The following is a 22,490-nucleotide window of genomic DNA, read 5'->3' on the forward strand; positions in this document are numbered from 1 at the left end:
GGCCATGAGTCGATCACCGCATTCACGGCCACGGTCAGAACAGTGCCTCCGGCGGGAGATCGGCCGGCACCGGGATGGAGGGGGCGCCGTCGCCGCCCGCGGGTCCGTCGTGGCGGATGTCGGGGGCTCCCATCCCGCACACCATCGACCCAGGCAGAGCCGAGCAGACGCGGCCCCTGGCGTCCAGGTCGTTCGTACAGTGGCGCGCTCCACCTGGACGCCAGGAACCACGCCCGCTCCACGGTGTGTGGGTCGACGGCGTACGGGATGGGAGCTGGGGTGAGTGGTGAGTGAGTGGGTGATGAGTAACGATCGTTAACAGCCGCGGACAGCGTTCAGGCCAGCCCATCTGCCATCTCTTCCGCCTGCTTCAGCACCCGCTCGATCGCCGCGGGCTGCTTGCCCGGCGGATAGCCGTGCTTGCGCAGCAGACGCAGCACTCGGGCCATGATCCGATCCCGGGCTTGCTCCTTCACCTTCCAGTCGACCGTGACGTCCTTCCGGATCTGCTCATACAACTCGTGAGCGATCTTGGCGAGGACACTGTCCTCCATCTCCTCCAGCACCGAAGGGTCGGCGGCGAGCGCGTCGTAGAAGGCGAGTTCGTCCTCCGTCAGGCCGAGTTTCTTTGCCCTGCCTCGGTCGGCCGACACCTCCCGCGCCAGATCCACCAGGAACTTCATGAACTCGGCAGCCGTGAGAAGGCCGTTGGCGTACCGGTTCATGGCGCGCTGCATCTTCTCGGTGAAGGTGTGCTGACGGGTGATGTTGTTCGGGTGGGCGTCCTTGATCTCCTTCATCAGTGCGCGCCGCAGTGCCGCGATAACGAGATTGGGATGCTTGCTGGCCTGGAGGTCACGCAACACCCGGTCGTCTAGGTGGGACAGGTCGGGCTTGGTCAGGCCGGCCGCGTCGTAGATGTCCACCACGCCGTCGGCGGCGACGACGGACTCGTTGAACTGGGCGATCAGCAGGCGTACGTCGGCGGCCGTGGCGAGGCCCTGTTCCTCCCTCTCGTCCATGGCGTACTTCTCGCGCGAGGTGCGCACGACCTCGAAGAAGCGGATGTCGGGGAGCAGATCCTGCACGCGCCGGTCGGTCGGGCAGAGGGAGAACGCCTGCTGCAGCAGGTTGGCATGGTGCATGAACCGTTGCCTGCGGGTCGCCTTGCCTGGCTCCAGCCCTGCTTCCGGCGTGATCAGGAATTCCAGCGCTTCCGTGAGGGCCTCCCGGTAGGCAGAGGGCCCACCCGCGTCGCGGATGCTCCTCCAGGCGCAGTCGGCAAGGAGGGCGTCGATGTGCTGGTGGCTCTCTCGTACGAGTTTGACGGCCCCATCGAGGTCCGCACCGAGCATTGGGTGCTTCTGGTCCTGCTCGGAGTACTCGGCCAGGGCCTCCTTAATTTCGCGGATCACGCCCTGGAAGTCGACAACCAGACCGGACGGCTTGCCGGGCCAGGTGCGGTTGACGCGTGCAATGGCCTGCATGAGAGCCGCGCCTCGCATGCGCTTGTCGAGGTACAGGGTATGCAGCGGCGGAGCGTCGAAGCCGGTCAACCATAGGGACTGAACGATGACGAGTTCTAGTTCGTCGTCCGCGTCGGTCACCCGCTGCTGGATCTTTTTGAGCTGGGTGGGGGTGCGGACGTAGTCGGCGACCTCCTCGTCGTCCTTGGCTGGATTGCCAGTGAAGACAACCCTGATGCGGCCGGTGTCGTCCGTCAGCAACTGGGACTTCGGGTCTCGCTCACCCTCCCAGTCATGCCGCTGGCGGATGATTTCCTCGAATAGCCGTGCCGCGATGGCCCGGGATGCGCAGACGATCATTCCCTTGCCCCGATAACCGGTGAGCTTGACCATCTCGCTGCTGCGCGCGTCCCAGTGGGCGAGCAGCTTTCCGGCGAGTTCCCTGATCCGCTCCGAAGCGCCGATCAAGTTCTCGTATTCCCCGAACTGCCGACGAGCCTTGCGCTTCTCCTCCTCCGACAGCCCCTCTATCAAACCCTCGGCGCGGGCGTCGAGGTCGTCGAGGTCGACGTCGTCGGGCAGGCGCACGCGGACCAGGTGCGGCTCGTAGAAAACGGGGACAGTCGCTCCGTCGTCCACGGCCTGGGTGAGGTCGTAGGTGTGGATGTCCTCGCCGAAGACACCTCGGGTACTGCCGACGCGGTTCTCAATGGGCGTGCCGGTGAAGGCGATAAAGGTGGCGTTGGGGAGGGCGTCACGCAGGTTGCGGGCGTAGCCATCAATGAAGTCGTAGTGGCTGCGGTGGGCCTCGTCGACGACCACGATCACGTCGCGGCGCGGGGAGACGAGTGGATGCCGGACCCCGGCTGCTCGCTCCTCCTCAGTGAGGCGGAATTTCTGCAGCGTAGTGAAGATGACCCCGCCGGCCTGTCGTTGGAGGAGTTGCCGCAGTTGCCCGGCGTCGTCCGCCTTCTCTGGCGGTTCGCCTATGACCTTCTCCAGAGTGCGGCTGGTGGTGAAGGTCTTGCGGAGCTGGGTGTCCAGGTCGATGCGGTCGGTGAGGAGGACGAACGTCGGTTTGGCCAGCTCAGGGCTCCGGGTCGCCTTGACGACGTAGAACAGCATCTCCTCACTCTTACCGGCGCCCTGCGTATGCCAGACAACGCCTGCACGACCGTCGGTCGCCACAGCGGACTCGGTGGCCCGCACGGCGGCATTTACGGCGATGTATTGGTGGGCCTTGGCGAGCTTGACCGTGTCAATGGCGCCGGACTCCGGGGCGGAGTAGGACAGAAAGTTTGCGATCAGGTCGAGGAAGCGGGTGGGCTCGAACGCACCGTAGATCATCCGCTCCAGCGCACGGCCGTCCTGGCGCTCGTCCTTGCGGAGCATCAGGTCGTGCTCGTCGGCGTGCCAGGGGGCCATGTGCTGCCAAGGCGTGAAGGGGGTGCCCAGGCGGGCGGTGATGCCGTCGGAGACAAGGGTGACGAGGAGCGTGGCGAAGGTACCAGTCTCCTTCAGCTCACGCCGGTAGCCCTGGAGCTGGTCGTACGCAGTACGGGCGCTGTCATTGCTGTCGGCCTTCTTCAGCTCTACGACGGCGAGGGGCAGGCCGTTTACGTACAGGACGATGTCGAAGACGAAAGTCCGGTTCTTGGTACTGCGTACCCGTACCTGGGAGGCGGCCACGAGATCGTTGCCGTGCGGGTCGGCGAAGTCGACGGGGCGGATGGTGGCGTGGCGCTTCTCGCCGGTCGCGGGGTCGTCGTAGGGGATACGGACGCCGCCGGTCAGGCGCTCGTAGAATCGGTGGTTCTCACGGAGGTCGTTCCGGGTGTGCCAGCGCAGCAGCTCGTTGACGGCGTCGTCGGCGACGTGGTCGGGCAGGCGCGGGTAGCGGTTGCGAACCGCCTTGAGCAGGCGCGGGCGGAGGACCAGGTCGTCCCAGTCCGCCCGCCCGCCGTAGGCGGGGCCGAGCTCCGGCCCCGGAATGTGCTGCCACCCGTACTCGGCGAGCAGTTCGAGCGTGTGCGACTCCAACTCCTTCTCGGTGAGCCGGTCTATCGGGGGCTCACCGAGCGACGGCTCGGCACCTGCGGTCATACGACCTCCTCGACGGTACTGACGGCGTCCCTGACGCGTAGCTTTCCGGAAAGCAGTTGAGGCAGGAGGGTGTCGCGGAGGTCGGCTAGGGTGCGGTTCTCCTTCGCGGTGTGTGTCACCGAGGCGTGTAGTACGTCGAGCTTCGCAGACAGTCGCTCTCGCTCTCCTGGAGCGGGCAGCGAAATGCGCCAACCAGGCATCTCCTTGAGTGGGAGTCGGTCGACCGTCGCGCCGTGAACGGTCCTCCGCTTGATCTCCTCCTGGAACGCAGGACTGAGGTATGCGTGCAGTAGCAGGGAGCCGCTGATGGCAGAAGACTTGCTGCGCAGCAACGCCATCCGACGCCCGAGGCTGCTACGAATTCCGGACGGCATGAGCGCTGCATCACCGAGCCGCGTTTCGTAGGAGAAGAGAACATCCTCGGCTTGCGGTTGCACGCGCCGCGTCCAACGGGGGAAGTCCTCCTCGGAGAGATGCGCAGACTCGGAGAGGTCGAGATAGCCGCTCTTGAGACTGCTGATACTGAGGAACCACGGGCCAGTCTGTGTCTTTTGTGGAGTGGCATGCGGACCGTCGAAGAGATCGGCAAAGTCGCCGATAAGCTCCGGCTCACTGCTCGTACCGGCGGCTTCGTAACAGGCACTGGCAAGGTTCAGGGCCGTCTCGCGAATCCGCTCGTTGTGGGCAATCTTGTCGTCCAGGGCGCCAAGCAACTCGACGATAGAACGTTGATCCTGTACTTGAGGTAGCTCAACCAAAAGCTGGCGTTGCTGCGTAAGTGAAACATAGGCCGCCATATCGGTTTCGTTCTCTCGCGCACGAAGCTGGCTAACGAAGCTCGGACTCTTCAGGTAGTAATAGATATAGCGAGGCTCTAGGATCGAATGGTCGAGGCTGCGCCAAAATGTCGTCTGCGGAGAGCAAACAAATGCGGGCGAACCTACCGGAACAAAGGCAACTTTACCCACGGTTCCCTTATGCGAAATGATCACATCTAGATCAGCACCGATTCCTTTCCTAATGCGGGCAGTCGCCACATTGTCGATCTTCTGGGTCTCACCAAAAGAAATGCGACCTGCAGTGATGTCCGTTGCTCGCACCAAGGAGGTGCCAGAGCGGACGAACTCTTCCGCTCGAGGACGGTATTCTCCGTGGTTACCATCCTCTACCAGAAGGATTCCACTCCTCTGCAGCTCCTCCACTGTGTAGGTGCCGCTCAGCATCACACCCTCCCCAACTGCTCATCCACAACCTTCGCCAACCGTTCCGACTCCGCGAACTGCTCCCGAAGCAGCGCGGTCAAACGGGCGATCTTCTCCTCCACAGGCTCCGCGTCCGGGTCCACCTCCGCCTCGGCGACGCCCACGTACCGCCCCGGCGTCAGAACGAAGTCATGCTCGGCGATGAAATCCAGCGAAGCGCTCACGCAAAAGCCCGGCACGTCCTCGTAGTGACCGGCGCCTTCCACGCCCCGCCACGCCCGCACCGTGTCACCGATCCGGTGGACGATCTCCGTCTTCGTCAGCTTCCTCAGCGTGCGGTTCTCCACCTCACCGAACTCGCGCGCGTCGATAAACAGCACCTCGCCCTTGCGCCCTGGCGCCCACGCGGAGTGCCGCCCCTTGCCCTCCGCCAGGAACCACAGGCACGCCGGGATCTGAGTGGAGCGGAACAACTGGCCCGGCAGAGCGATCATGCAGGCCACGAGATCGGCCTCGACGATCGCGCGGCGGATGTCGCCCTCACCCGACTGCTTGCTGCTCATCGAACCGTTCGCCAGGACGACACCGGCCCGCCCACCCGGAGCCAACTTGCTGATCATGTGCTGAAGCCAGGCGTAGTTCGCGTTACCGACCGGCGGGGTGCCGTACACCCACCGCTTGTCCATGCCGAGCAGCTCCCCGCCCCAGTCGGAGATGTTGAAGGGCGGGTTGGCCATGACCACGTCCGCCTTCAGCTCCGGATGCTGGTCGTTGCGGAACGTGTCGGCCGGCTCGTCGCCCAGCTTGGCCTCGACCCCGTGGATCGCGAGGTTCATGTGGGCCAGCTGCCAGGTCGTCTGGTTGAGTTCCTGGCCATAGACGGCGACGTTAAGCGGGTTGCCGCCGTGCGTCTCGATGAACTTCTCCGCCTGGACGAACATGCCGCCCGAGCCGCACGCCGGGTCGTAGACCCGCTCACCCTGCTTCGGCTCCAAGACCTCGACCAGAAGCTTCACCACGCTTTCCGGGGTGAAGTACTCGCCGCCCTTGCGTCCCTCCTTCAGAGCGAACTCGGCGAGGAAGTACTCGTAGGCCTCGCCCATGATGTCCCGCGCGCCCTTGCGCCTGCCGTCCTCGCCCAGCTGTTCCTGGAAGACCAACCGGTCCAACAGCTTCACCAGGCCGGCGAGGCGTTCCTCGTCCACTTGGCCACTGTTGTAGATCTTCGGCAGGGTCCGGTTCAGCGCCGGGTTGAACTTCTCGATGGCGCGCATGGCCGCGTCGATGGTCTCGCCGACGCTGTCGCCCTCGACCGTGCCCTTGGCCCGCTCCAGCACGCTCTCCCAGCGGGCGGCAGGCGGAACGTAGAAGATGCCGGAACCGGTGTACTCGCGGCGCTCTTCCAGGGTGGCGAGGATGTCCTCCTCGCTCCAGCCGCCCTCCTCGCGCAGCTCGGCCTCAAGCTGGGTCCGCTTCTCGGCCATGGCGGCGGAGACGTACTTGAGGAAGACTAGACCCAGGACGAAGTGCTTGTACCCGGCGGCGTCCAGGCTGCCGCGCAGCTTGTCCGCCGACGCCCAGAGCACCTTCTTCATGTCCTGAGGTTCAGCAGTCTTCTTCTTCCGTGGCGGCACGGGTGCCTCACTTCTTTCCTGATTGTGGTGTTCTTCGTCGTACGCCGTAGTACACGGCACTGTTGCGTTTTCCGTCGACACGTCCGACCGCACCTCAAGCGATGCCGGGTCTACGGCGCAGCGCTAGGTCCCCGTCGGCGACTCCGGCAGCCAGCCTCTCGGCGAGGTTGTCCAGCGCCGCGAGTTGCCGCCGTACGTCAGCGCGCTGCCGTTCCGTCTCAGTCAGAATGGCCTCCAACTCCGCGACCTCCTCAGGCGGCAGCTCGGGCAGATCCATGTCCCGCAGACTCACCCTGCGGACCAGCGAGCCGCTGCCGCGGTGCTGGTTGCGCGGGGCGGCGAGTAGTTGGGCGAGCGGGTGCGGGCGCATCCACACCTCCTCGGGTCGCGCCTTCTCGGCGAGGAACTTCCGGTACGCCGGGATCCGCAGCCCCTGAACGGGTGCGAGCAGCACACAGCCGCCCGCGTCGTCCACCCGCGTGCGTATCCCATGCTCGGTGAGCAGGAAGACGTCGCCGCGCTCGGTGGTCTGGGCCTGCGGGTACTCAGCCATGTCTTCCAGCGCGATCCGCCGCTGCCCGAGCGGCAGGGCACCGAGCATCTCCTCACGACCGACGACCATCAGACCGGCGTCCCCTATGTCTGACTCGCGGATTCGGTGCCCGGCCAGCAACCTGAGCTGGCCAGCCCGCAGGTGTTCGCCGACCTTGCGGTGTGCCACCTCGCGGCCGGGGACCCGCCTGGCGACACCGAGATCACCGATCCACTCCTTGAGCTGGGGCAGAGCCGTCGCGGCCTCGCGTCGTGCGTCGAGGGTGGCCGAGAAGTGGTCGACGCCCTGTTCCTTCGCGACGAGCCGGTGCGCCGGCAGGATGGAACGGCCGTCGAGGAGGGTTTTGCCTCTCGGTTCGGTGACCGACACGGGAAAGGCTCCAGCCTCTTCCGCCACCGGTGACTTTCCATGTTCCAGCACCTGCGCCACATACGCCGGCCACGCACCGCCGACCCGGCGGGCAATCCGGTCGGCGTCGACCAGTAGCGCCCGGCCCCGATTCTCCGGTGTCGCTTCGTTCCGCAGCACAAGCAGCGCGTGCTCCGCGCCCGTGCGGTAGGGGTGGATGCGGCGCGGCAACTGGATGATCGCCGCCACCGCGTCCCGGCTCAACAGTTCCTCACGCATCCGCACATTCGGTTTCGGTGTCGCGCCGCGCGGTCGACTAAGAGCCCAGGACGGTACGACGACCAGGCCGCGACCGCCGGGGTTCAGGCGGTGCACGGCTTCCAGAGCCCAGCTCAGCGGCCCCTCCTCATCGAACTCCCGCTCGCCCGCGGCATAAGGCGGGTCGGCGAGGACGACATCGCCGGACGCAATGCCCCATGGGCGTTCCCGGTTCAGGTCGAACTCCCGCTGTTCCCACGGCCGCAGGGTGTCCAGTTCCTCAGGGCGCGCACAGATGTCCACGGCGGTGCAGTGATACGCGAAGAGCCGGTAGAGGATGATCTTGCGGCGCAGCGGATCGGGCTCCACCGCGACGATGCCACCACGCCCCTTGATGCCGTCGATGGCGAACAACAGCTCCCCGGTGCCGGCGCACAGGTTGATCACCGTCGGATGGTCCGGACCTGACGACACCACCCCCACAGAACTGGCCAGCCTGCTGACCAACTCCGCGAGCACGGGCGGTGTCGTATCCATGACCAGGTCCGACTCCAGCCGCTCGGCCAGTCCCAGCACGGTGTCAGCCGCGGCACCCGGCGAACCCAGCTCCTCGATCAGCTGCCGCACCGCACGGACGACGCGTGGATCGGCGGCCTCCATGTCGGCCGTCAGTTCTGCGGGGAGAGCCTCCGGGTCCCGGTCGCCGCCTTCCCCTGCTATGGCGCATACGGCAAGTGCGTCGACGATGAGCCGCTCTGCCGAGCCCAGTTCGTGACGCAGTGCCACGAGTCCGCGCAGCCTAAGGCCGCGCCGGAACCGGTCGCCGTAGGTCGGGACGGTGCCGTCCTCCTTAGGCTCCGTGTCCGGGATCGGTCGCAGGTCCAGCCAGGCCGCTACGTCATCCGCGTCGAAGAGAGGCCTGCTGTCGCTGCCTCCTACAGGATGAGGGAAAGGCCGGCGCCTGCCGCTGCCCGCCTGAGTGGCCTCCTTGGAGAACCTGCGCCGCCAGTTGCTGACGGTGGGCCGACCAACCTCGGCAAGTTCCTTGATCTCACCCAGCGAAACCAGCGTGCTCGCCGCCCGCGCACCGTTCGCCCTCGTCACTCCGGTCTCCATCTCACAACCTCACCGGTTCACGGCCGGACAGGACACCAGTTCTGCGGGCCAGCACCCGGGGCACTTGGCTGTGCTTCTCGTGCCGCTCGGCCATGGGCGGAGACAGATAGCGCAACAAAGCGACCGCCGTGCGGAAGTCCTCGTCGAGGCGCCGTTGGAAGATGCGCTCCTGGTGCGCGATGCGGTTGCGCAGGGTGCGCATGCGGTCGAACCTGCCGTGCAGCGCTTCTCGACCACCGCGGTGCTCACGGAAGAGATGCCTGAGTGAAGGGTTCCAGTACTTCATCTCGTAGTTGCCGCCCCGGCCACCTTTACCGAGCAAACTGATCCAGAACCCAAACGACAACTGAGCTACTACGTCACATGCCTGGTAGGTACCTCGGCGCCTGGCCAGCTTCTCCTCCGCGGCCTGGATCTCCTGCCGCCCGTACCAGTTGGGCTCAGCGCGGCGCTCGTTCCACCAGTCCGGCTGGCCGTATCGGCCTCCGAGCTGTCGGTGCACCCGGTTTCGCAGAGCCACTTCGAGGTCACGGAGCGGACTCTGCAGGGCACGAGCCACTTCCGAGTCCCAGGCATACAGGCGCAGGGCGCGCTCCTGGTCGCCTCCGCTGTTGTACAGAAAGGGCTGGAATCTTTCAGCGGAGATGGCCTCGATTAGGCGTGTGTGCTCCCCCTGGGTCATCATCGCTCTCTTTCGCGCCACGACACCGCGTGGTAGTGTTGGCGCGTACGCCTTGGAGTCCTGTCACCGCATCGCACACAGCCCGAGGCAGAGCCTGGTTGTCGCCCCCGAGTCTGCCCGCTCAGTTCAGGCGGACTCGGGGGCGCAACTGTCTCTAGACCAGAGAATGTCTGTCGACTACTAGTAAGTCTAGTAGACCTCTCCCCTTCTGTGTCAACCTGATGCCTGAGAAGTGGCCTTCTCACTCCCAACACCGGATCGGCGTGACGAATCGGAGCCGCATGACCTGCTGAACCCGTCACTAGGCCAGCGCTCTCCGGAGCCATGTTGGTTGCCGAGGCCGTCGAGCACTGTGCCGCGGCGTGAGCTGAGGGTCTTCGCTATCGGCAGGCATGAGCGCCGGAACCGCCATTTCTCCTCCTTCCCGCAAGGCAGGATGGGGTCATGGCGCCCACCGACTTGTCACACCTGGAGTTGCCCACCGCGTGCCGCGAGGCTCTTGCCAAGCCCCGGTCGGAGCGGATCGTCGGCCACACCATCCCCATAGCCACCGCTTGGTGGAACGCCGAGATAGTCGCCGCTCACCTTCCCGGTGCGCCCGTGGCCGGACCAGGAGTCACGCAGCTGAGTCGCGGCGATTTGTTCGCAGATGCTGCCAACCTTGATGTGAACTCCGACGAGGAGCTGCTGCGGTTTCTGTGGCGTGTCCTCGCTTGGGGCAGCGGCATGAAACTCCGCCTCAATCGCAAGCGCATGCGAGCTGTGGCGGTTGACCGGTCCTCAGCCATGGCGGCTCTGCGCCATGCCCTGAAGGCCGCCCGAGAGGATCCGGCGCAGGCGTACGAAGCCCTGCGCCCCAGAGACCACAACGCCATCGCCTTTCTGGGCCCGGCGTTCTCGACCAAGGTCCTGTATTTCGCCGGCAGTGGCGCTCTCGATCACCCATGCGCGATCCTCGACTCCCAGGTGGCCGCGACGCTCAGGGACACCTGCAAGTGGGACTCGCTCGGTGACAATGAATGGCCCACCAGCACCTACGTCCGGTACTGCGCACTCTTGGACCGTTGGGCCCACGAGGAGAGCAGGAGGCTCGGGCGCCGCATAGGCATCGATGAGATCGAACGCTGGCTGTTCAGGCCCTGATCGGCGAACGAGCTGTCGGCTGGCCCAGCCCCCTCAGGAGCTATCAGTGTCGCTCACCGCTAGGAGGTGGCCGCGGCTGGTCGCGACGCGGAGCACGTCCCGCAACGCCCGGGTCAGTTCCTTCGCCAACCGTCGCAGGTCCTCCGGGCTCTGGCCCTGGGCGTCGAGCGTGTCGGATGCATGTTCCAGCAGCTCGGCTGCCGTTCCCAGTTGCACCGCTTCGATGTTGTCCGCTAGGCGGGACATGCACCCAGCCTTGTCGTCCGTGTTCAGGTAGCAGGGTTTGCCCTCCGGCCCCGACCACGGGAGGAGGCGCAGTTCATTCGGTGCCGTCATCCTTGCGTCTGCCTCTCATCGGTCACGTGATGGGTGGTGAAGACCGCGTCGACGCGATCCCCGGGGAACGCCAGAAGGGCGGCCTCGACGACTCGCCCGGCGGTGTCGGTCGCAAGGCGTGTGATCGCGAGGACTGTCTTGGAGGAGCCGGTCCGGAGGGCCGATGCTTCGTCCGGTGTTGGTGGTCGGGCGCATACCGTCTCTCGGACGGTTGCCGGCGGCGATCCCAGAACGGCGAGTCGTCGGGCGGACTCCTGCCAGGAGGGTTCGTCATCCAGCACTTCGGCGGGGACCAGGTCACGCGGGATGTAGATGCGGGCCAGTCCGCGCGGTGACTCTTCCTCGTGGCTGACACAGAAGAACTCAGCGAGTGGACTGCCCGTCGGCACCTTGAGCAACGCCGTCAAGTGGCTGTCGGCTGGAACCGTGGTAGTGCGCACGGTGACACGCAGGGCCGCTTCAGCAGCGGTCCACGGGTCGAGCGTCCCCCATCCGCCGACGTACACGATCTTGCGGGGTGGGCGACGAACGAAGTTGCCCTTGCCGTGGATCTTCTCGACCAGGCCTTCGCCCTGGAGGACCGCAAGGGCGCTGCGCAATGTCACCGTACTGACCTTGTATCGGTCGGCTAGGCCGGCCTCGGACGGTAGGCGTTCGCCGGGTTTGATGCGGCCGGTTGTGATCTGGTGCCGGAGATCGTCGGCGATGTCGTCATGGCGTGAAGGCACGGAGCGAGTCACCGCCTTCTCAGCACGCGAACGGCTGTGAGCCGGGTTCGCGTGTGTATGGTCAGCAGCTCACCCGACTCGAAGAGGAGTTGCTTGGCACCTTGAGGGAGTTGGAAGAGGTCTGTCACCCGGCAGGCTCGGCCACCGAGTTGGATGACGTCGCCACGCTGCACGGTGGTCGCGGTGACCTCGATGGTGGATACCAGCGCACCGCCGGGCGCCCGGCCGCTCACCGCTCCACCTCCACGGGCGTGGACCGGTCGGGCGCCGAGTGACAGAGGCAGGCGCACGTCTCGTAGACAACGGGTAGGTCAATCGGTGCGGAGACAGGCGAGGATTCCGCACAAGCAAGGTGCGTGCCGATGCGACAGGCGGTCGACCGGTACGGGACATCCGAGGCGCCGGTGATGTGAAGCTGTCGGCGAGGAGGCATCAGCAGACCCCCGCCAGAGCCGACCACGCTTCAGCCGGCAGATGGGAAGCGACGAGCACCGGGCGCGGCCGTACTCGTTTCTCCCAAGCCAGCACGTACGGGCGGACGAGTGCGTTGTCCTCCCCCGCGAGCGGGTGTCGGTGGTTCGCGGTTTCGGAAGCCCGGCTCAGGATGAGCGTCGACGCGTCAGCAGACGCCGCAGAAAAGACAGGGGTGACTGTCGGCCGGGAGGGCGTTAAGGGACGGCGGTGCCTGCCCTTGGGGAAGTACCGCGCTCTGGTGAGTGAGACGGCACGGCGGATACGGTTGAGCACGCTGCTCAGCTCCTATCGCTGATGGCTCGGTCCCCCGACATCGCCCGTCGTGGGGACCGCTTTGCGTACGACCGCCCAGAGGGTGCGGCCGCTCAGGCTGGTGGCGAGGAGCCCGAACCGATCGGCCTCAGCCACCACTTCCAGGACCTCCCGCCATGACTCGACGGAGAGCGATTCCGGTAACTCCGCCTCGACCGAGGTGTATTCGGCGTGCTCCTCCAGACGCGCAGAGAGCCCGACGGCGGACAGCCGGGCAGCGATGCCTGCCGCGCGAACTCCCGAAGCGGGCACAGGGCATCCTCCGTCACCGATGATCACTTTCAGTGAAGCTAGTTAACTAGATTAGAGCTAGTGGACTAGATTTTCCATATGCCTGAGCAGCCGCCTTATCTCCGCATCGCCGACGAACTCCGGCGGCGGATCGCGGAGCGCGTATGGGAGCCGGGGGATCGCCTGCCCTCCCGCGCCCAGATCGGACAGGAGTGCGGGGTGGGCGAGAACGTGGTCCGCCGAGCTCAGGAGCTGCTGATTTCCCAGGGTGTGCTGGAGGGCCGCGCCGGTTCGGGCACGTACGTCGCCGAACCCCGGCAGCGGGTGCGGGTGGTCCGGTCGTCCGCGCGTGAGCGGCCCGACGGGTCGCCGTTCCGGGCAGATATGAAGGCCGTGGGCAGGCAAGGGGATTGGGAAAGCCGGACCGAGGCCAAGGTGCCGGCTCCGGCGGACATCGCGACGCGGCTCGGCATCGCCGAAGGTGACCTGTGCGTCCGGACGACGTACGAGTTCCTGGCCGACGGCAGGCCCGTGCAGCTGTCCACGAGCTGGGAGCCGTACGACCTCACCGCCGGCACTCTCGTCGTCCTCCCCGAGGGAGGGCCCCACGCCGGTGCGGGTGTCGTCAACCGCATGGCCGCAATCGGCGTCACTGTCAGCCACGCTGTGGAGCAGCCCGAGCCGAGGCAGGCGACCGCCGAGGAAGCGTCACTCCTGGGCATCCAGAAGGCCGCACTCGTCACCCACATCCGGCGGACGTACTACAGCGACGAGGGGCGGCCCGTGGAGACGGCGGACATCGTGGTGCCCGCCGCTCACTGCGAGATCGTCTACGAGATTCCGATCAACCGTCACTAGCACTGCCCCTGCGGCCAGTCGAATGCGTGTCGAAGCACGGTCGACGGGATGCCGAGCATGGGAAGACAAGCAGGTCAGCAGCGGTGCGCCACCCGTCCCACCAAGCGCCTTCTAAGCGCTTGGCCGCAGGTTCGAGTCCTGCCGGGGGCGCCACTGACGTCCTGTCAGGTTGGCGACGTTTTCGCAGGTCAGACTGCATCTGTCTGGTCTTTCAGATGAATCGGACTCCCACCCTCCGCCAGGGCCGGAGTCCGGCTGACACCGGCAAAAACCGCCTCGTCCTCGAAACAAACGAAGGCGCCGAGCGCGGCCTGTGCCCTTATCGCAGGCCACGTTGTTTCCTTCCAGGCGGCGATGGCGAGCTCGTCGCGCTGGGCGGCCCGTCGCGCCGGCATCTGCGGGGTGAAGCCGAGCCGACGGATCAACCGGGCCGCTGCGTCGGCGCTGTAGGAGACATGGAACTTGCGGCCGATCAGCTTGGCGACCCGAGCCCTCGTCCACACCCGGTCCTCATCCCAACCGAACGCCGCCGGACCCTCATCAAGCATCCGGGCCAGCTTGGCCTGCGACTTCGTACTGAGCTTGCACCGCTGCCCCAGCGGGCCCCGGCTTGCCAGCACCGCAGCCCCGCCGCGCTCGAAATCCGCCCTCCACCGGTACACCGACCGCACCGTCACCCGCAGCCGCTCGGCGATCTCCGAAGACGTGACGTTCTCGACGAACATCGCGGCCGCCTGCATCCGCAACGCCTCGCGGCGCGCCCGCCCTGCGGCGTCCAGACACGCCGCCTTGCGCGTATCTCACACCAACGACATAGCGCCGTCAGGGCCGTCCGTCAGCGGATCTCGGCGAGACGACATCAAAGCGCCGTCGTCAGTAAGTTATGAGTGGTGTCGACTCGGTTCGCGAGCTCGTCGAGCTGATCAGGGACAACCCGGACGAGTGCAACTTCACCGGTGGGCTGAGCGAGCAGGACATCGCCCGCGCCGAGGCCGAACTCGCGACGACCTTCCCGCCGTCCTACCGATTCTTCCTGGCAGAGTTGGGCAGTTGCGAGGCCGGCGGTGTGGAACTGCTCGGTATCTACCGGCCCCCGGCCCGGGGCGACCAACTGCTCGATACCGTGTCGGAAACCCTCGACGCGCGCAATGACGAGCGCTTCCCGCCGGACCTACTGGTCATCGAGTACGACGGGATGGGCGGCATCATCTCGCTGGACAGCGCGCAGCGGAACGAAAACGGCGAGTACCCGGTGGTCGCCTGGGACCCGGGTGCCGACGCCCGGCGCGGCCCGGAACGACTGGCCGACGACTTCGGCACCTACGCGCTGCACCGCTGCCAGATCGGCCTGCGCTGAGCCACCGCCGACCCGGTCACTGTTTGGGCAGGCTCACGCGGTAGGCGAGCTGGTACCTGTCGTTACCGGGCCGGGTGTGCCGCTGCCGCTGGCAAAGGTCGTGATCGAGTAGCCGTAACGGCCGGCCGCGTCCCGCAACCGGCAGGTGTAGCCGTTCTTGTCCGGCACCGTGCACACCGCGGTCACCGTCGTGTTCTCGGCCTGGCCCACGCCCGACTCCACATCCTGCTGCGCCTGCTGCTGGTCGGGGTAGGAGTTGGTCCACTGCCAGAACCCGATGATCAGCCCGATGACCGCCAGGAACACGGCCAGGCGCAACCACCAGCCGAACCGCCGCCACCGCGGTCTGCCGCCTTCGTCGAGGGTCTCGTCGGTCACGCCACATCCTGACAGGACGAGGGGCATCGCCGATCTGCCCGTTACTGGTTCGTGTCCAGAAAGGCACCGCATTATCCCGCACAGCACTTTCCGGTTGTCCAAGGGCTTGCGACCGGCGTGGTCGGTGCATCGCGGGACGACTGGCAACAGCGGCTCGATCCGTGCCCATAGCTCGCCGGACACGGTCCACCGAGGCTGCTGACCCTTCCTCACGCGCTGATCAACAACCTCCTTGATCAACCTATTCCATGATCCATTTTGTTAGGAGTTGTAAGGGCCCGCCGGAAAATAAGTTGGGTGGTGGAGCTCTTGACACCGCAGCTCACGAAGGGTGTTCGAACTCGACTTACTTCTCGGCGGGCCCTAAGTGCGCTTCGCCAAGAGTGCGGTGTACCCGGCCAGCGCAAACGTTCCGATCGACACGCCCAGGTCAGTCCACGTCTTGGGTTCCACGACCGAACCATAGCGGCGCGCTACGGCACCGAGTCTCCCCGCCAAGGCAGTTCCCATCAGGCTTCCAGCTCACGCTGGAGCTGGAGGGCAGCTTCCTGACCAGCGGCTGCGAGTCGATCGAGCATGTTCTGGACGTTGGGCTTGTAACTGCCTGCCGCCTGGGGTTGGTTCTTGAGTACGAGGCGTAGCCAGGCAACGACCATGGTCGGGCGCCGGATGATCTGCGGTATGTCGGTACCAAGCACGATGAGCACTGCAGCGGTTGCCTGCGGCGACGGAAGCCATCCAAGGCGGAGAAGAACCTTGATGAGGTGGCCGGCCAGGCGGGGCGACCCTGGGTAAGCCCGCACCCACCTCCCTACGAGGTCGGAGGTCTGGCTGGTGGGCCATGGGGCGCCGTCGGGTGGCAGTGGGAGGAGGGCTTCGTCAAGGTGTTCCACCCACAGGTCATCGGCTTGTTCGCCATTGACGGGCTGGAGGGTGCGGTGATCTGGGAGCAGTGTGTCCAGGATTGGTAGCCACAGTTGGTGGAGTGCGATGGTGCGGCTCGGTGTTGTAGCCAGGTCCGCCATCGTGGACAGGATGCCGCGCAGTTCTTCCGGGACGATGGCGAACGCCTCGAGGTAGCGGTGGAGCAGCGTAGGGTCACCGTCCAGGGCACGTTCGGCGGCGACTCGGTCCAGTGCGCTGCGCCACTGGTCGACGTTCGCATAGTTGTGGCGGGCGAATTCGGTCGGCCAGTGGCTGAGGTCGTAGTTGATGATCGCTTCGAAGAGGCGCGCGGCGGCCTGGCCATGCGAGCATGGCGAGGCCGCTGCGGCTGCGAGTCCGGGGATCGCGGGGGCCGCGAGTTCCGAGTCCAGGCGGAACTGGTCGTCGGCGATGGTGTCCTCAAGGGGTTCGACGAGCCGCAGGTGGGGCCGCCCGTTCGGGCCCCGGGGGCCGAAGCCGGCGGTCGCGATTAGCTCCCGCAGTGCGGCGGCAGCCGCTTCGTGGGCGCGCGGAGCGTTGGCGCAGTCCTGTTCCCAGATCGGCTTCATGGCTGTGACCAGGCGAGATCGCACTTCAGTGAAAAGGCTTCCCGCAAGGGTCTTGATCGCGTCTTCGACGGCGGTCAGGTCCGCGCCGGTCCGCTGTCGCAGCACCGTATCGGCCAGCAGTGCCGGCACAGTCATGGCGACGGAGCGGTCCTCGCCCAAGTGCCACTGCTGGCTCGGGGTGTCCCACCAGGTCCGGGGCGCGTCGGCTTGGCGCCGCGCGGCCTCCAGCAGTTGTCCGGCGGCCCAGGCCAGGTCGGCGTCCGGCACCTCGGTCCCCCGGGAGGGACCGAGGATCAAGGCGGCGGCGACGGCGCCGACGGCGTCCGTCTCGTGCCGGTCGCCGGGTACGCCACCGGCCGCTGCCAGTTCCTGCCGGGTCTGGACCAGGTCGGCGTAGAGCCGGGGAAGATCGCCTTGATCCATTCCGTCTCGGATACGTGCAGCACGGTGCGCGAGGGTGCCCATGTTCAATGCGGCGCGTGCTCGGTTGCCGCCCGCGTTGGCCAGGCCGCTAGAGACGCCGGCCGGATAGGCGACGGTAATCGCCAGCGTAGTGTCGCTGACCTGCTCTGCCTGGTAGTGGCCGATGTCAAGCTCGGTTGCCCACCGTCTGGCCTGGAGCTGGGCCACCTCGGGCAGGTCTTCTTGCACGGGTTGCGAGAGGAGGCCGACGAGCGGGCGGGCCCTGGTGTTGATCAGCTCCTCGAACCGGCCGGCGAGTTCCTCACCGATGCGCCGCAGCGCTCCCTGTCGTTCATCGCTGGAGTGTACGACTAGGTGCATGGCCGCTTGGCTCATCGTCCAGTCCGCACGCGGGGAGTCCACGCCGGGAGTGCTGGGGCGGGTCCGCAGACCGGTGGCGCGCCCGTTCTCCAGGTGCCAGACCAGCGGATGGGCGAGGAACGGGTCAAGTTCTTCGCTGACGTGATCGATGTCGTGCACCAGGAGTGCCACCGCGACGGCAACGAACGCCAGGCTGCCTCCCGCGTGAAGGACGCTGTCAACGATCTCGCGCAGCGGAGCGCCGGCTCGCTGCCGGTCGGCGGCCCAGGCCCGCAGCGCCATCAACGCCGACATGGCGGGGAAGGCTCCGGTGCCCAGCCGCTGATACCAGCCCCACGCGGCTGGTGTTCCGTGGTAGGTCCGGGACTGTGGCCAGTGCGAGAGCCGCACTTCGAGGAAGAGTTCGCGCTGGCCGTAGGCTGCGTCGGTGGCGGTGCGGGCCCTGGTTGCGGCGTCCACGACCGCGCCCACCAGGCGCAGCCCATATTGCGGATCTGCTTCAAGCAGCGCGGCGAACGGGCCGCGAGAGGGGTGGGCCAGGTCATCGATACCCACAGGGGCGCGTTTCCGCCGGGGCGCGTGGGCGCGGACGCCGTCGCGGTCGACCGCGCCACCGAAGCCACGCCTGGCGACCCTCGGGGAGACGGCGGGCGCGTTGGCTGGGCTGGAGTCGGGATCACGGCCCAGGAAGTAGAGGAACGCGAGCCGCAACAGCAGCCGCGGCCGGAACTGGGCCAGGGCCCGGGCGGCGCGAGACTCCTCGAATGCCTGGCCGATGCGCTGCGCGTCCTGGTGCACGCATGAGAGCAGGAAGTCTTCAGCCGCATCGTCGAGGTAGGCGGCCAGGATGGCGAGCGCTTCGATAGCGTCCCGTGCCTCACGGCGCAGCTGGAGATTCCGTGCCCAAGCCATCACCGCGGGGGGAAGCTCTGCGGCACCAGGGACAAGCTCGCTCGCTTCGCCCTGAGGCGGGGCGGACAGCGACCGCAGGTGCGAGCAGGTCAGACGCGCCGCCGCAGCGCACAGTACCGGAGGAACCCGGTCGCCGAGGTCGGCGAGCAGGCCCACGACGGGTGCGGACAAGGTGACGTCCAGCTCGGGGCCGGTGTCGTCTTCATCGTCGCGCCGGGGCCGCGCGTGCCGCTGCGTGACATCGACCAGCCGCGCCAGGCCAGCGCCGTCCCCAGACGCCAGAGAGCGCGAGAGCTGGCGCAGCGCTTCGTCGACCGGGCCCATGTTCAGCAGCGCCTCGTACGGGACGTCCCGCCACCGGGGCCCGTCGGAAGCAGCCAGACCATCAGCCACTTCGCGCAGGCCCGCCCAAACGTTGGGAAGATCATCTCCGGCTTCGCTCAGGGTGGCATCGGCCAGTTCGCGTTGCATCCACAGCCGAATGCCGCGTAGCAGCCGCCGAGGCTCGGTGAGCGTGCTGATGAGCTCGGCGCCCCCAGGTTCAAGGAGCCGGGTAGACACCGCGTAGTCGGCCAGCACGTCGTGGCTGAACCGGAAGCTGGCCCTCACTCGGTCAAGGATGTTGTCGCTGACCAGCCCGGACCGCGCCTGGGCATCCCTTCCGTCCAGCCGTGCGAAGGTGCCGCCAGCGATGACCGTATCGGCCATCGCCAGATAGACATCGGAGCGGGCCTCCGGTTCGCCCTGGCCGGGCAGCTCGCCCCCGGCGCGGCGGATCAGCCGCTCGAACGCGAGTTGGACGACGTCCTCCTCAGCCAACATGCCTTCAGGCAGGCCCAGTTCGGCGCTGCCGCGTACCAGGAGGTCGACCAGGTAGGGGCGACGCAGCAGTAGTCGACGGGGGCGCTCATGCCGGTCCAGTGGCCGCAGCCCGCCGAAGGCCGCGAGCACCTCGCCCACCTCGCTATCGGTCAGGTCGCCGACCCTCATACGGTGCAGTGCGGTCCCGGAACCCTCGCCGAGCGTGCGTGCGACCGCGTCGGCTGCTTCATCCCGTGCCGTGACGAGTACGTGCCACGGCACGGCGTCCGGCCCGCGGGGGACTGCCTGCAGGACACTTTTGAGTAGAGCGCCGGCGTCAGTGAGGCTCTGTTCCGCACCATCGATGAGCAGCAGCCTGGGACTGGTGGTAGCCGCTCCCGGGAGGGTGGTGTCCAAGCGGGCGTGGACGTCCGCTTCCAACTCTGCGAGTGTCCGCCAGGAACGCTCCGTCAAGGAGAACGCGACCACGGTCGCCCCGCCCCCGCGCATCTCCCGCGCGACCAGCCGGGCCAGGGCGCTCTTGCCCGAGCCTGCCCGGCCGCTTACGAGTACCCGCTCATGGTCGACGACGGCATTGGCGAGTTGGCCGAACAGCTCGGTCCGGGGCAGGTGCAGCTGGTCCGCCACTGAGGCGCGAGTGGCCTCGAGGAAGGCGCCGGTCCAGTGGTCCAACTCTGCGAGGTCGGCCCGCTGCCGGGGATCTGCGGCCAGGAGCACATGCCGGCGTTCTAGTTCGGCCCGAAGAGCCGCGGCGCTGACCCCGCCCGCCCGGGGGCCTCGGGCCTCTGCGATGGCGGCCAGGTTCAGAAAGGCGTCCTGCGCGGCATTCGGCTGGGAGAGCGGCAGCAGGTCACCGAGCCGGTTCAGCGTGTCCCGGTGGTCGCGTTCACCCTCCTCAGCCTCCGCCACCCACACCCGCAGGGCCGCAGCGATTCGGAAAGCCGACTCCTCGATGTCTGCCTTCGGCGGGCCGGAAGCCCGCTGAGCGCCGAGGAGATCCTCCACGGTGGTCAGCAAGTGCTGCCATCGGCCGCAGACCTGCGCATTGGGGCCACCGCTTTCGGCCTCTATCACCGTTTTGAAAGAGTCAACATCGTCGTGCTCCCGCGCCCAACGGGTCAAGTCCGCCAACTCGCTCAAGTGCGCGGCGTGCCCGCGGGCTGCCAGGCCAAGCAGATGATGCTGGTCTCGAACGCGCTCCGGATCGGCCCGAAGAGTCTCGATGCACTGGCCGACCACCGACTGCCACTCTTTGTCGCTGGGCACGGGGTCAACCCGTCGTTTGACCTGAAAATCCACCTGCAACGGCGTCGCATCATCGTGCTCGGCGACCGCGATTACGTCGTCCAGGTAGTGGTCGGCTATCCGCTGCTGGAGCCGGACCTCGGTGAGCGGAACTTCCAGCCCGGTGACCCGGTCCCGGCGCAGCAGCGCCGCAAGCACGAGAGCGGCCACGCGGTACTCGTAAATCGTCCCGGCGCCACCCGTCGACAATGGCGAGGCCACAGACCCAGAACCCACCTGTCCCCCATAAGAAACCCGGTCGCCCGGCGGCTCCCGGGCGAGAGCTTAGCCCAGGGGGGATGACTGCCGCGTGCCCCCAATACCTCCCCCGCTGGGGGGATTTGGGAGGTACGCCATGACCAACTCCACCCTCGACACCACCGCCGGCGCACCCCGCACGGCCGTCCTGGACGACGCCCACATCGGCGACATCCAGGGCGCCCTCGGCACCATCCGCCTCGACGACACCGCACCCCGCACCGGGCTGTCGGCCAAGCTCAAGACACTCCTGGCGATCGTCGGGCCCGGCCTGATCGTCATGGTCGGCGACAACGACGCCGGCGCCTTCGCCACCTACGGCCAGGCCGGCCAGAACTACGGCACCCACCTGCTGTGGACCCTGCTGCTCCTGGTCCCCGTCCTGTACGTCAACCAGGAAATGGTGCTGCGCCTGGGCGCCGTCACCGGCGTCGGCCACGCCCGCCTCATCCTGGAGCGCTTCGGGAAGTTCTGGGGCGCGTTCTCCGTCATCGACCTGTTCCTGCTCAACGCGCTGACCCTGGTGACCGAGTTCATCGGCATCACCCTGGCCACCGGCTACCTGGGCCTGCCCAAGGCCGCCTCCGTCGTGCTCGCCGCCGCAGTCATCATCGCCTCGGCTTTCACCGGCTCCTTCCGTCGCTTCGAGCGGGTCGCCATCACCCTGTGCGCGGCCTCGCTGCTGCTGGTGCCGATCTACTTCATGGTCCACCCGCACACCTCGCAGATGGCCCGCGACTTCGTCGTCCCGAACATGCCCGGCGGCACCGGGCAGTTGTCCACCGTGATGCTGCTGATCATCGGCATCGTCGGCACCACGGTCGCCCCCTGGCAGCTGTTCTTCCAGCAGTCGTACGTGATCGACAAGCGGATCACCCCGCGCTTCATGAAGTACGAGAAGGCCGACCTGTGGATCGGCATCGCCGTGGTCGTCATCGGCGCGGCGGCCATGACGGGCTTCACCGCCGCCGCCTTCGCCGGCACCCACGGCTTCGGCAACTTCACGGACGCCGGGGGCATCGCCACCGGTCTTCAGGCCAAGGCCGGCAAGCTCGCCGGCGTGCTGTTCGCCATCGCGCTGCTGGACGCCTCCATCATCGGCGCCTTCGCCGTCTCCCTGTCCACCGCCTACGCGATCGGGGACGTCTTCGGCATCCGGCACTCGCTCCACCGCGGCGTCAAGGGCGCCAAGGGCTTCTACGCCGTCTACGCCGGCCTGGTCGCCGCGGCCGCCGCCATCGTGCTCATCCCCGGCTCCCCGCTGGGCCTGCTAACCGAAGGTGTCCAGACCCTCGCCGGCGTGCTGCTGCCCTCCGCCAGCGTGTTCCTGCTCCTTCTCTGCAACGACAAGCACGTCCTCGGCCCCTGGGTCAATGGCCCCAAGACCAACGCCTTCACCGCCGCCGTCGTCGGCGTCCTGGTCGCCCTGTCGATCATCCTGACCGCCTCGGTGCTCTTCCCGGACATCTCCGCGACCGCGATCCTCGACATCATGGCCGCCTGCGGCATCGTCGGGGTACTGGCCGCGGGCTACGCCCTCACCCGCCGCCGTACCGGCACCAAGGAGGACCCGATCGACCGCACCGGCCGGGACACCTGGCGCATGCCCGCACTGGCCACACTGACCCGGCCGACCATGTCCACCGCCCGCAAGCTCGGCATGGGCGCCCTGCGCACCTACCTCCTCATCGCCATGGTCCTGGTCGTCGTCAAGATCGTCCAGGTCGCACTCGGTCACTGACCGTCATCCGGTGTCCGG

Annotated in this window: 15 protein-coding genes and 1 pseudogene; 5 read left to right on the forward strand and 11 right to left on the reverse strand. The window is 67.1% G+C overall.

Features of this window, described 5'->3' with window-relative positions:
* Nucleotides 1–335: 335 nt before the first annotated feature.
* The 5 genes from A6P39_RS11825 to A6P39_RS11845 form a co-directional block, all read right to left on the reverse strand.
* On the reverse strand, nt 336–3,569 hold the full coding sequence (locus tag A6P39_RS11825) for a type I restriction endonuclease subunit R (protein WP_067047750.1): 3,234 nt from the start codon (nt 3,567–3,569) through the stop codon (nt 336–338).
* Nucleotides 3,566–4,792 (reverse strand): restriction endonuclease subunit S, encoded by a 1,227-nt coding sequence (locus A6P39_RS11830; RefSeq protein ID WP_079133480.1) that lies wholly within the window; start codon nt 4,790–4,792, stop codon nt 3,566–3,568. The genes A6P39_RS11825 and A6P39_RS11830 overlap by 4 nt, the downstream gene beginning before the upstream one ends.
* Nucleotides 4,792–6,405, reverse strand: coding sequence for an HsdM family class I SAM-dependent methyltransferase (locus tag A6P39_RS11835; protein ID WP_067047756.1), 1,614 nt, complete (start codon nt 6,403–6,405; stop codon nt 4,792–4,794). The genes A6P39_RS11830 and A6P39_RS11835 overlap by 1 nt, the downstream gene beginning before the upstream one ends.
* 94 nt (nt 6,406–6,499) lie before the next feature.
* Nucleotides 6,500–8,668 (reverse strand): N-6 DNA methylase, encoded by a 2,169-nt coding sequence (locus A6P39_RS11840; RefSeq protein WP_159396098.1) that lies wholly within the window; start codon nt 8,666–8,668, stop codon nt 6,500–6,502.
* A gap of 13 nt (nt 8,669–8,681) precedes the next feature.
* Complete coding sequence (locus A6P39_RS11845; protein WP_331454118.1) at nt 8,682–9,200, reverse strand: hypothetical protein; 519 nt, start codon at nt 9,198–9,200, stop codon at nt 8,682–8,684.
* A 606-nt stretch (nt 9,201–9,806) separates the two neighbouring features.
* Here A6P39_RS11845 and A6P39_RS11850 point away from each other — a divergent pair.
* On the forward strand, nt 9,807–10,505 hold the full coding sequence (locus A6P39_RS11850) for an 8-oxoguanine DNA glycosylase OGG fold protein (protein ID WP_067047759.1): 699 nt from the start codon (nt 9,807–9,809) through the stop codon (nt 10,503–10,505).
* Nucleotides 10,506–10,538: 33 nt separating this feature from the next.
* On the opposite strand, the gene A6P39_RS11855 is transcribed toward A6P39_RS11850, so the two are convergent.
* A complete protein-coding gene (locus tag A6P39_RS11855; protein ID WP_067047761.1) occupies nt 10,539–10,841 on the reverse strand; it encodes a hypothetical protein in 303 nt (100 codons plus the stop codon).
* Nucleotides 10,838–11,581 carry a GntR family transcriptional regulator gene (locus A6P39_RS11860; protein ID WP_067047763.1) on the reverse strand — a complete coding sequence of 248 codons (744 nt, stop codon included), beginning with the start codon at nt 11,579–11,581 and terminating at the stop codon, nt 10,838–10,840. The genes A6P39_RS11855 and A6P39_RS11860 overlap by 4 nt, the downstream gene beginning before the upstream one ends.
* Before the next feature lie 89 nt (nt 11,582–11,670).
* Here A6P39_RS11860 and A6P39_RS11865 point away from each other — a divergent pair, with 89 nt between their 5' ends.
* Nucleotides 11,671–11,844, forward strand: coding sequence for a hypothetical protein (locus tag A6P39_RS11865; RefSeq protein WP_199840834.1), 174 nt, complete (start codon nt 11,671–11,673; stop codon nt 11,842–11,844).
* A 484-nt stretch (nt 11,845–12,328) separates the two neighbouring features.
* On the opposite strand, the gene A6P39_RS11870 is transcribed toward A6P39_RS11865, so the two are convergent.
* Nucleotides 12,329–12,607: a hypothetical protein gene (locus A6P39_RS11870; protein WP_067047767.1), complete on the reverse strand. Its 279-nt coding sequence runs from the start codon at nt 12,605–12,607 to the stop codon at nt 12,329–12,331.
* 78 nt (nt 12,608–12,685) lie between these two features.
* Between A6P39_RS11870 and A6P39_RS11875 the strand changes: the two genes are divergently transcribed.
* The gene (locus tag A6P39_RS11875) at nt 12,686–13,444 is read left to right on the forward strand and encodes a GntR family transcriptional regulator (protein WP_067047770.1); all 759 of its coding nucleotides are present in this window, start codon (nt 12,686–12,688) and stop codon (nt 13,442–13,444) included.
* A gap of 272 nt (nt 13,445–13,716) precedes the next feature.
* Here the strand turns inward: A6P39_RS11875 and A6P39_RS11880 are convergent.
* Nucleotides 13,717–14,248: pseudogene (locus A6P39_RS11880) on the reverse strand (winged helix-turn-helix domain-containing protein); the annotation flags it as partial.
* A gap of 79 nt (nt 14,249–14,327) precedes the next feature.
* On the opposite strand from A6P39_RS11880, the gene A6P39_RS11885 reads away from it, so the two are divergent.
* Nucleotides 14,328–14,801: an SMI1/KNR4 family protein gene (locus tag A6P39_RS11885; protein ID WP_067047774.1), complete on the forward strand. Its 474-nt coding sequence runs from the start codon at nt 14,328–14,330 to the stop codon at nt 14,799–14,801.
* A 33-nt stretch (nt 14,802–14,834) separates the two neighbouring features.
* Here the strand turns inward: A6P39_RS11885 and A6P39_RS11890 are convergent, their stop codons facing one another.
* Nucleotides 14,835–15,179, reverse strand: a complete 345-nt coding sequence (locus A6P39_RS11890) for a hypothetical protein (RefSeq protein ID WP_067047778.1) — start codon at nt 15,177–15,179, stop codon at nt 14,835–14,837.
* Between the two features lie 509 nt (nt 15,180–15,688).
* Nucleotides 15,689–20,644, reverse strand: coding sequence for a hypothetical protein (locus A6P39_RS11895; protein ID WP_159396099.1), 4,956 nt, complete (start codon nt 20,642–20,644; stop codon nt 15,689–15,691).
* Between the two features lie 184 nt (nt 20,645–20,828).
* On the opposite strand from A6P39_RS11895, the gene A6P39_RS11900 reads away from it, so the two are divergent.
* Nucleotides 20,829–22,472 (forward strand): NRAMP family divalent metal transporter, encoded by a 1,644-nt coding sequence (locus tag A6P39_RS11900; RefSeq protein ID WP_067047783.1) that lies wholly within the window; start codon nt 20,829–20,831, stop codon nt 22,470–22,472.
* Nucleotides 22,473–22,490: the final 18 nt, after the last annotated feature.

Origin of the sequence: Streptomyces sp. FXJ1.172, from assembly GCF_001636945.3 — a bacterium.
Classification (GTDB): domain Bacteria; phylum Actinomycetota; class Actinomycetes; order Streptomycetales; family Streptomycetaceae; genus Streptomyces.

Coding starts and splice junctions, on each gene's coding strand:
- A6P39_RS11825 (WP_067047750.1), bottom strand. CDS start 3,569: ATGACCGCAGGTGCCGAGCCGTCGCTCGGTGAGCCCCCGATAGACCGG.
- A6P39_RS11830 (WP_079133480.1), bottom strand. CDS start 4,792: ATGCTGAGCGGCACCTACACAGTGGAGGAGCTGCAGAGGAGTGGAATC.
- A6P39_RS11850 (WP_067047759.1), top strand. CDS start 9,807: ATGGCGCCCACCGACTTGTCACACCTGGAGTTGCCCACCGCGTGCCGC.
- A6P39_RS11855 (WP_067047761.1), bottom strand. CDS start 10,841: ATGACGGCACCGAATGAACTGCGCCTCCTCCCGTGGTCGGGGCCGGAG.
- A6P39_RS11875 (WP_067047770.1), top strand. CDS start 12,686: ATGCCTGAGCAGCCGCCTTATCTCCGCATCGCCGACGAACTCCGGCGG.
- A6P39_RS11885 (WP_067047774.1), top strand. CDS start 14,328: ATGAGTGGTGTCGACTCGGTTCGCGAGCTCGTCGAGCTGATCAGGGAC.
- A6P39_RS11900 (WP_067047783.1), top strand. CDS start 20,829: ATGACCAACTCCACCCTCGACACCACCGCCGGCGCACCCCGCACGGCC.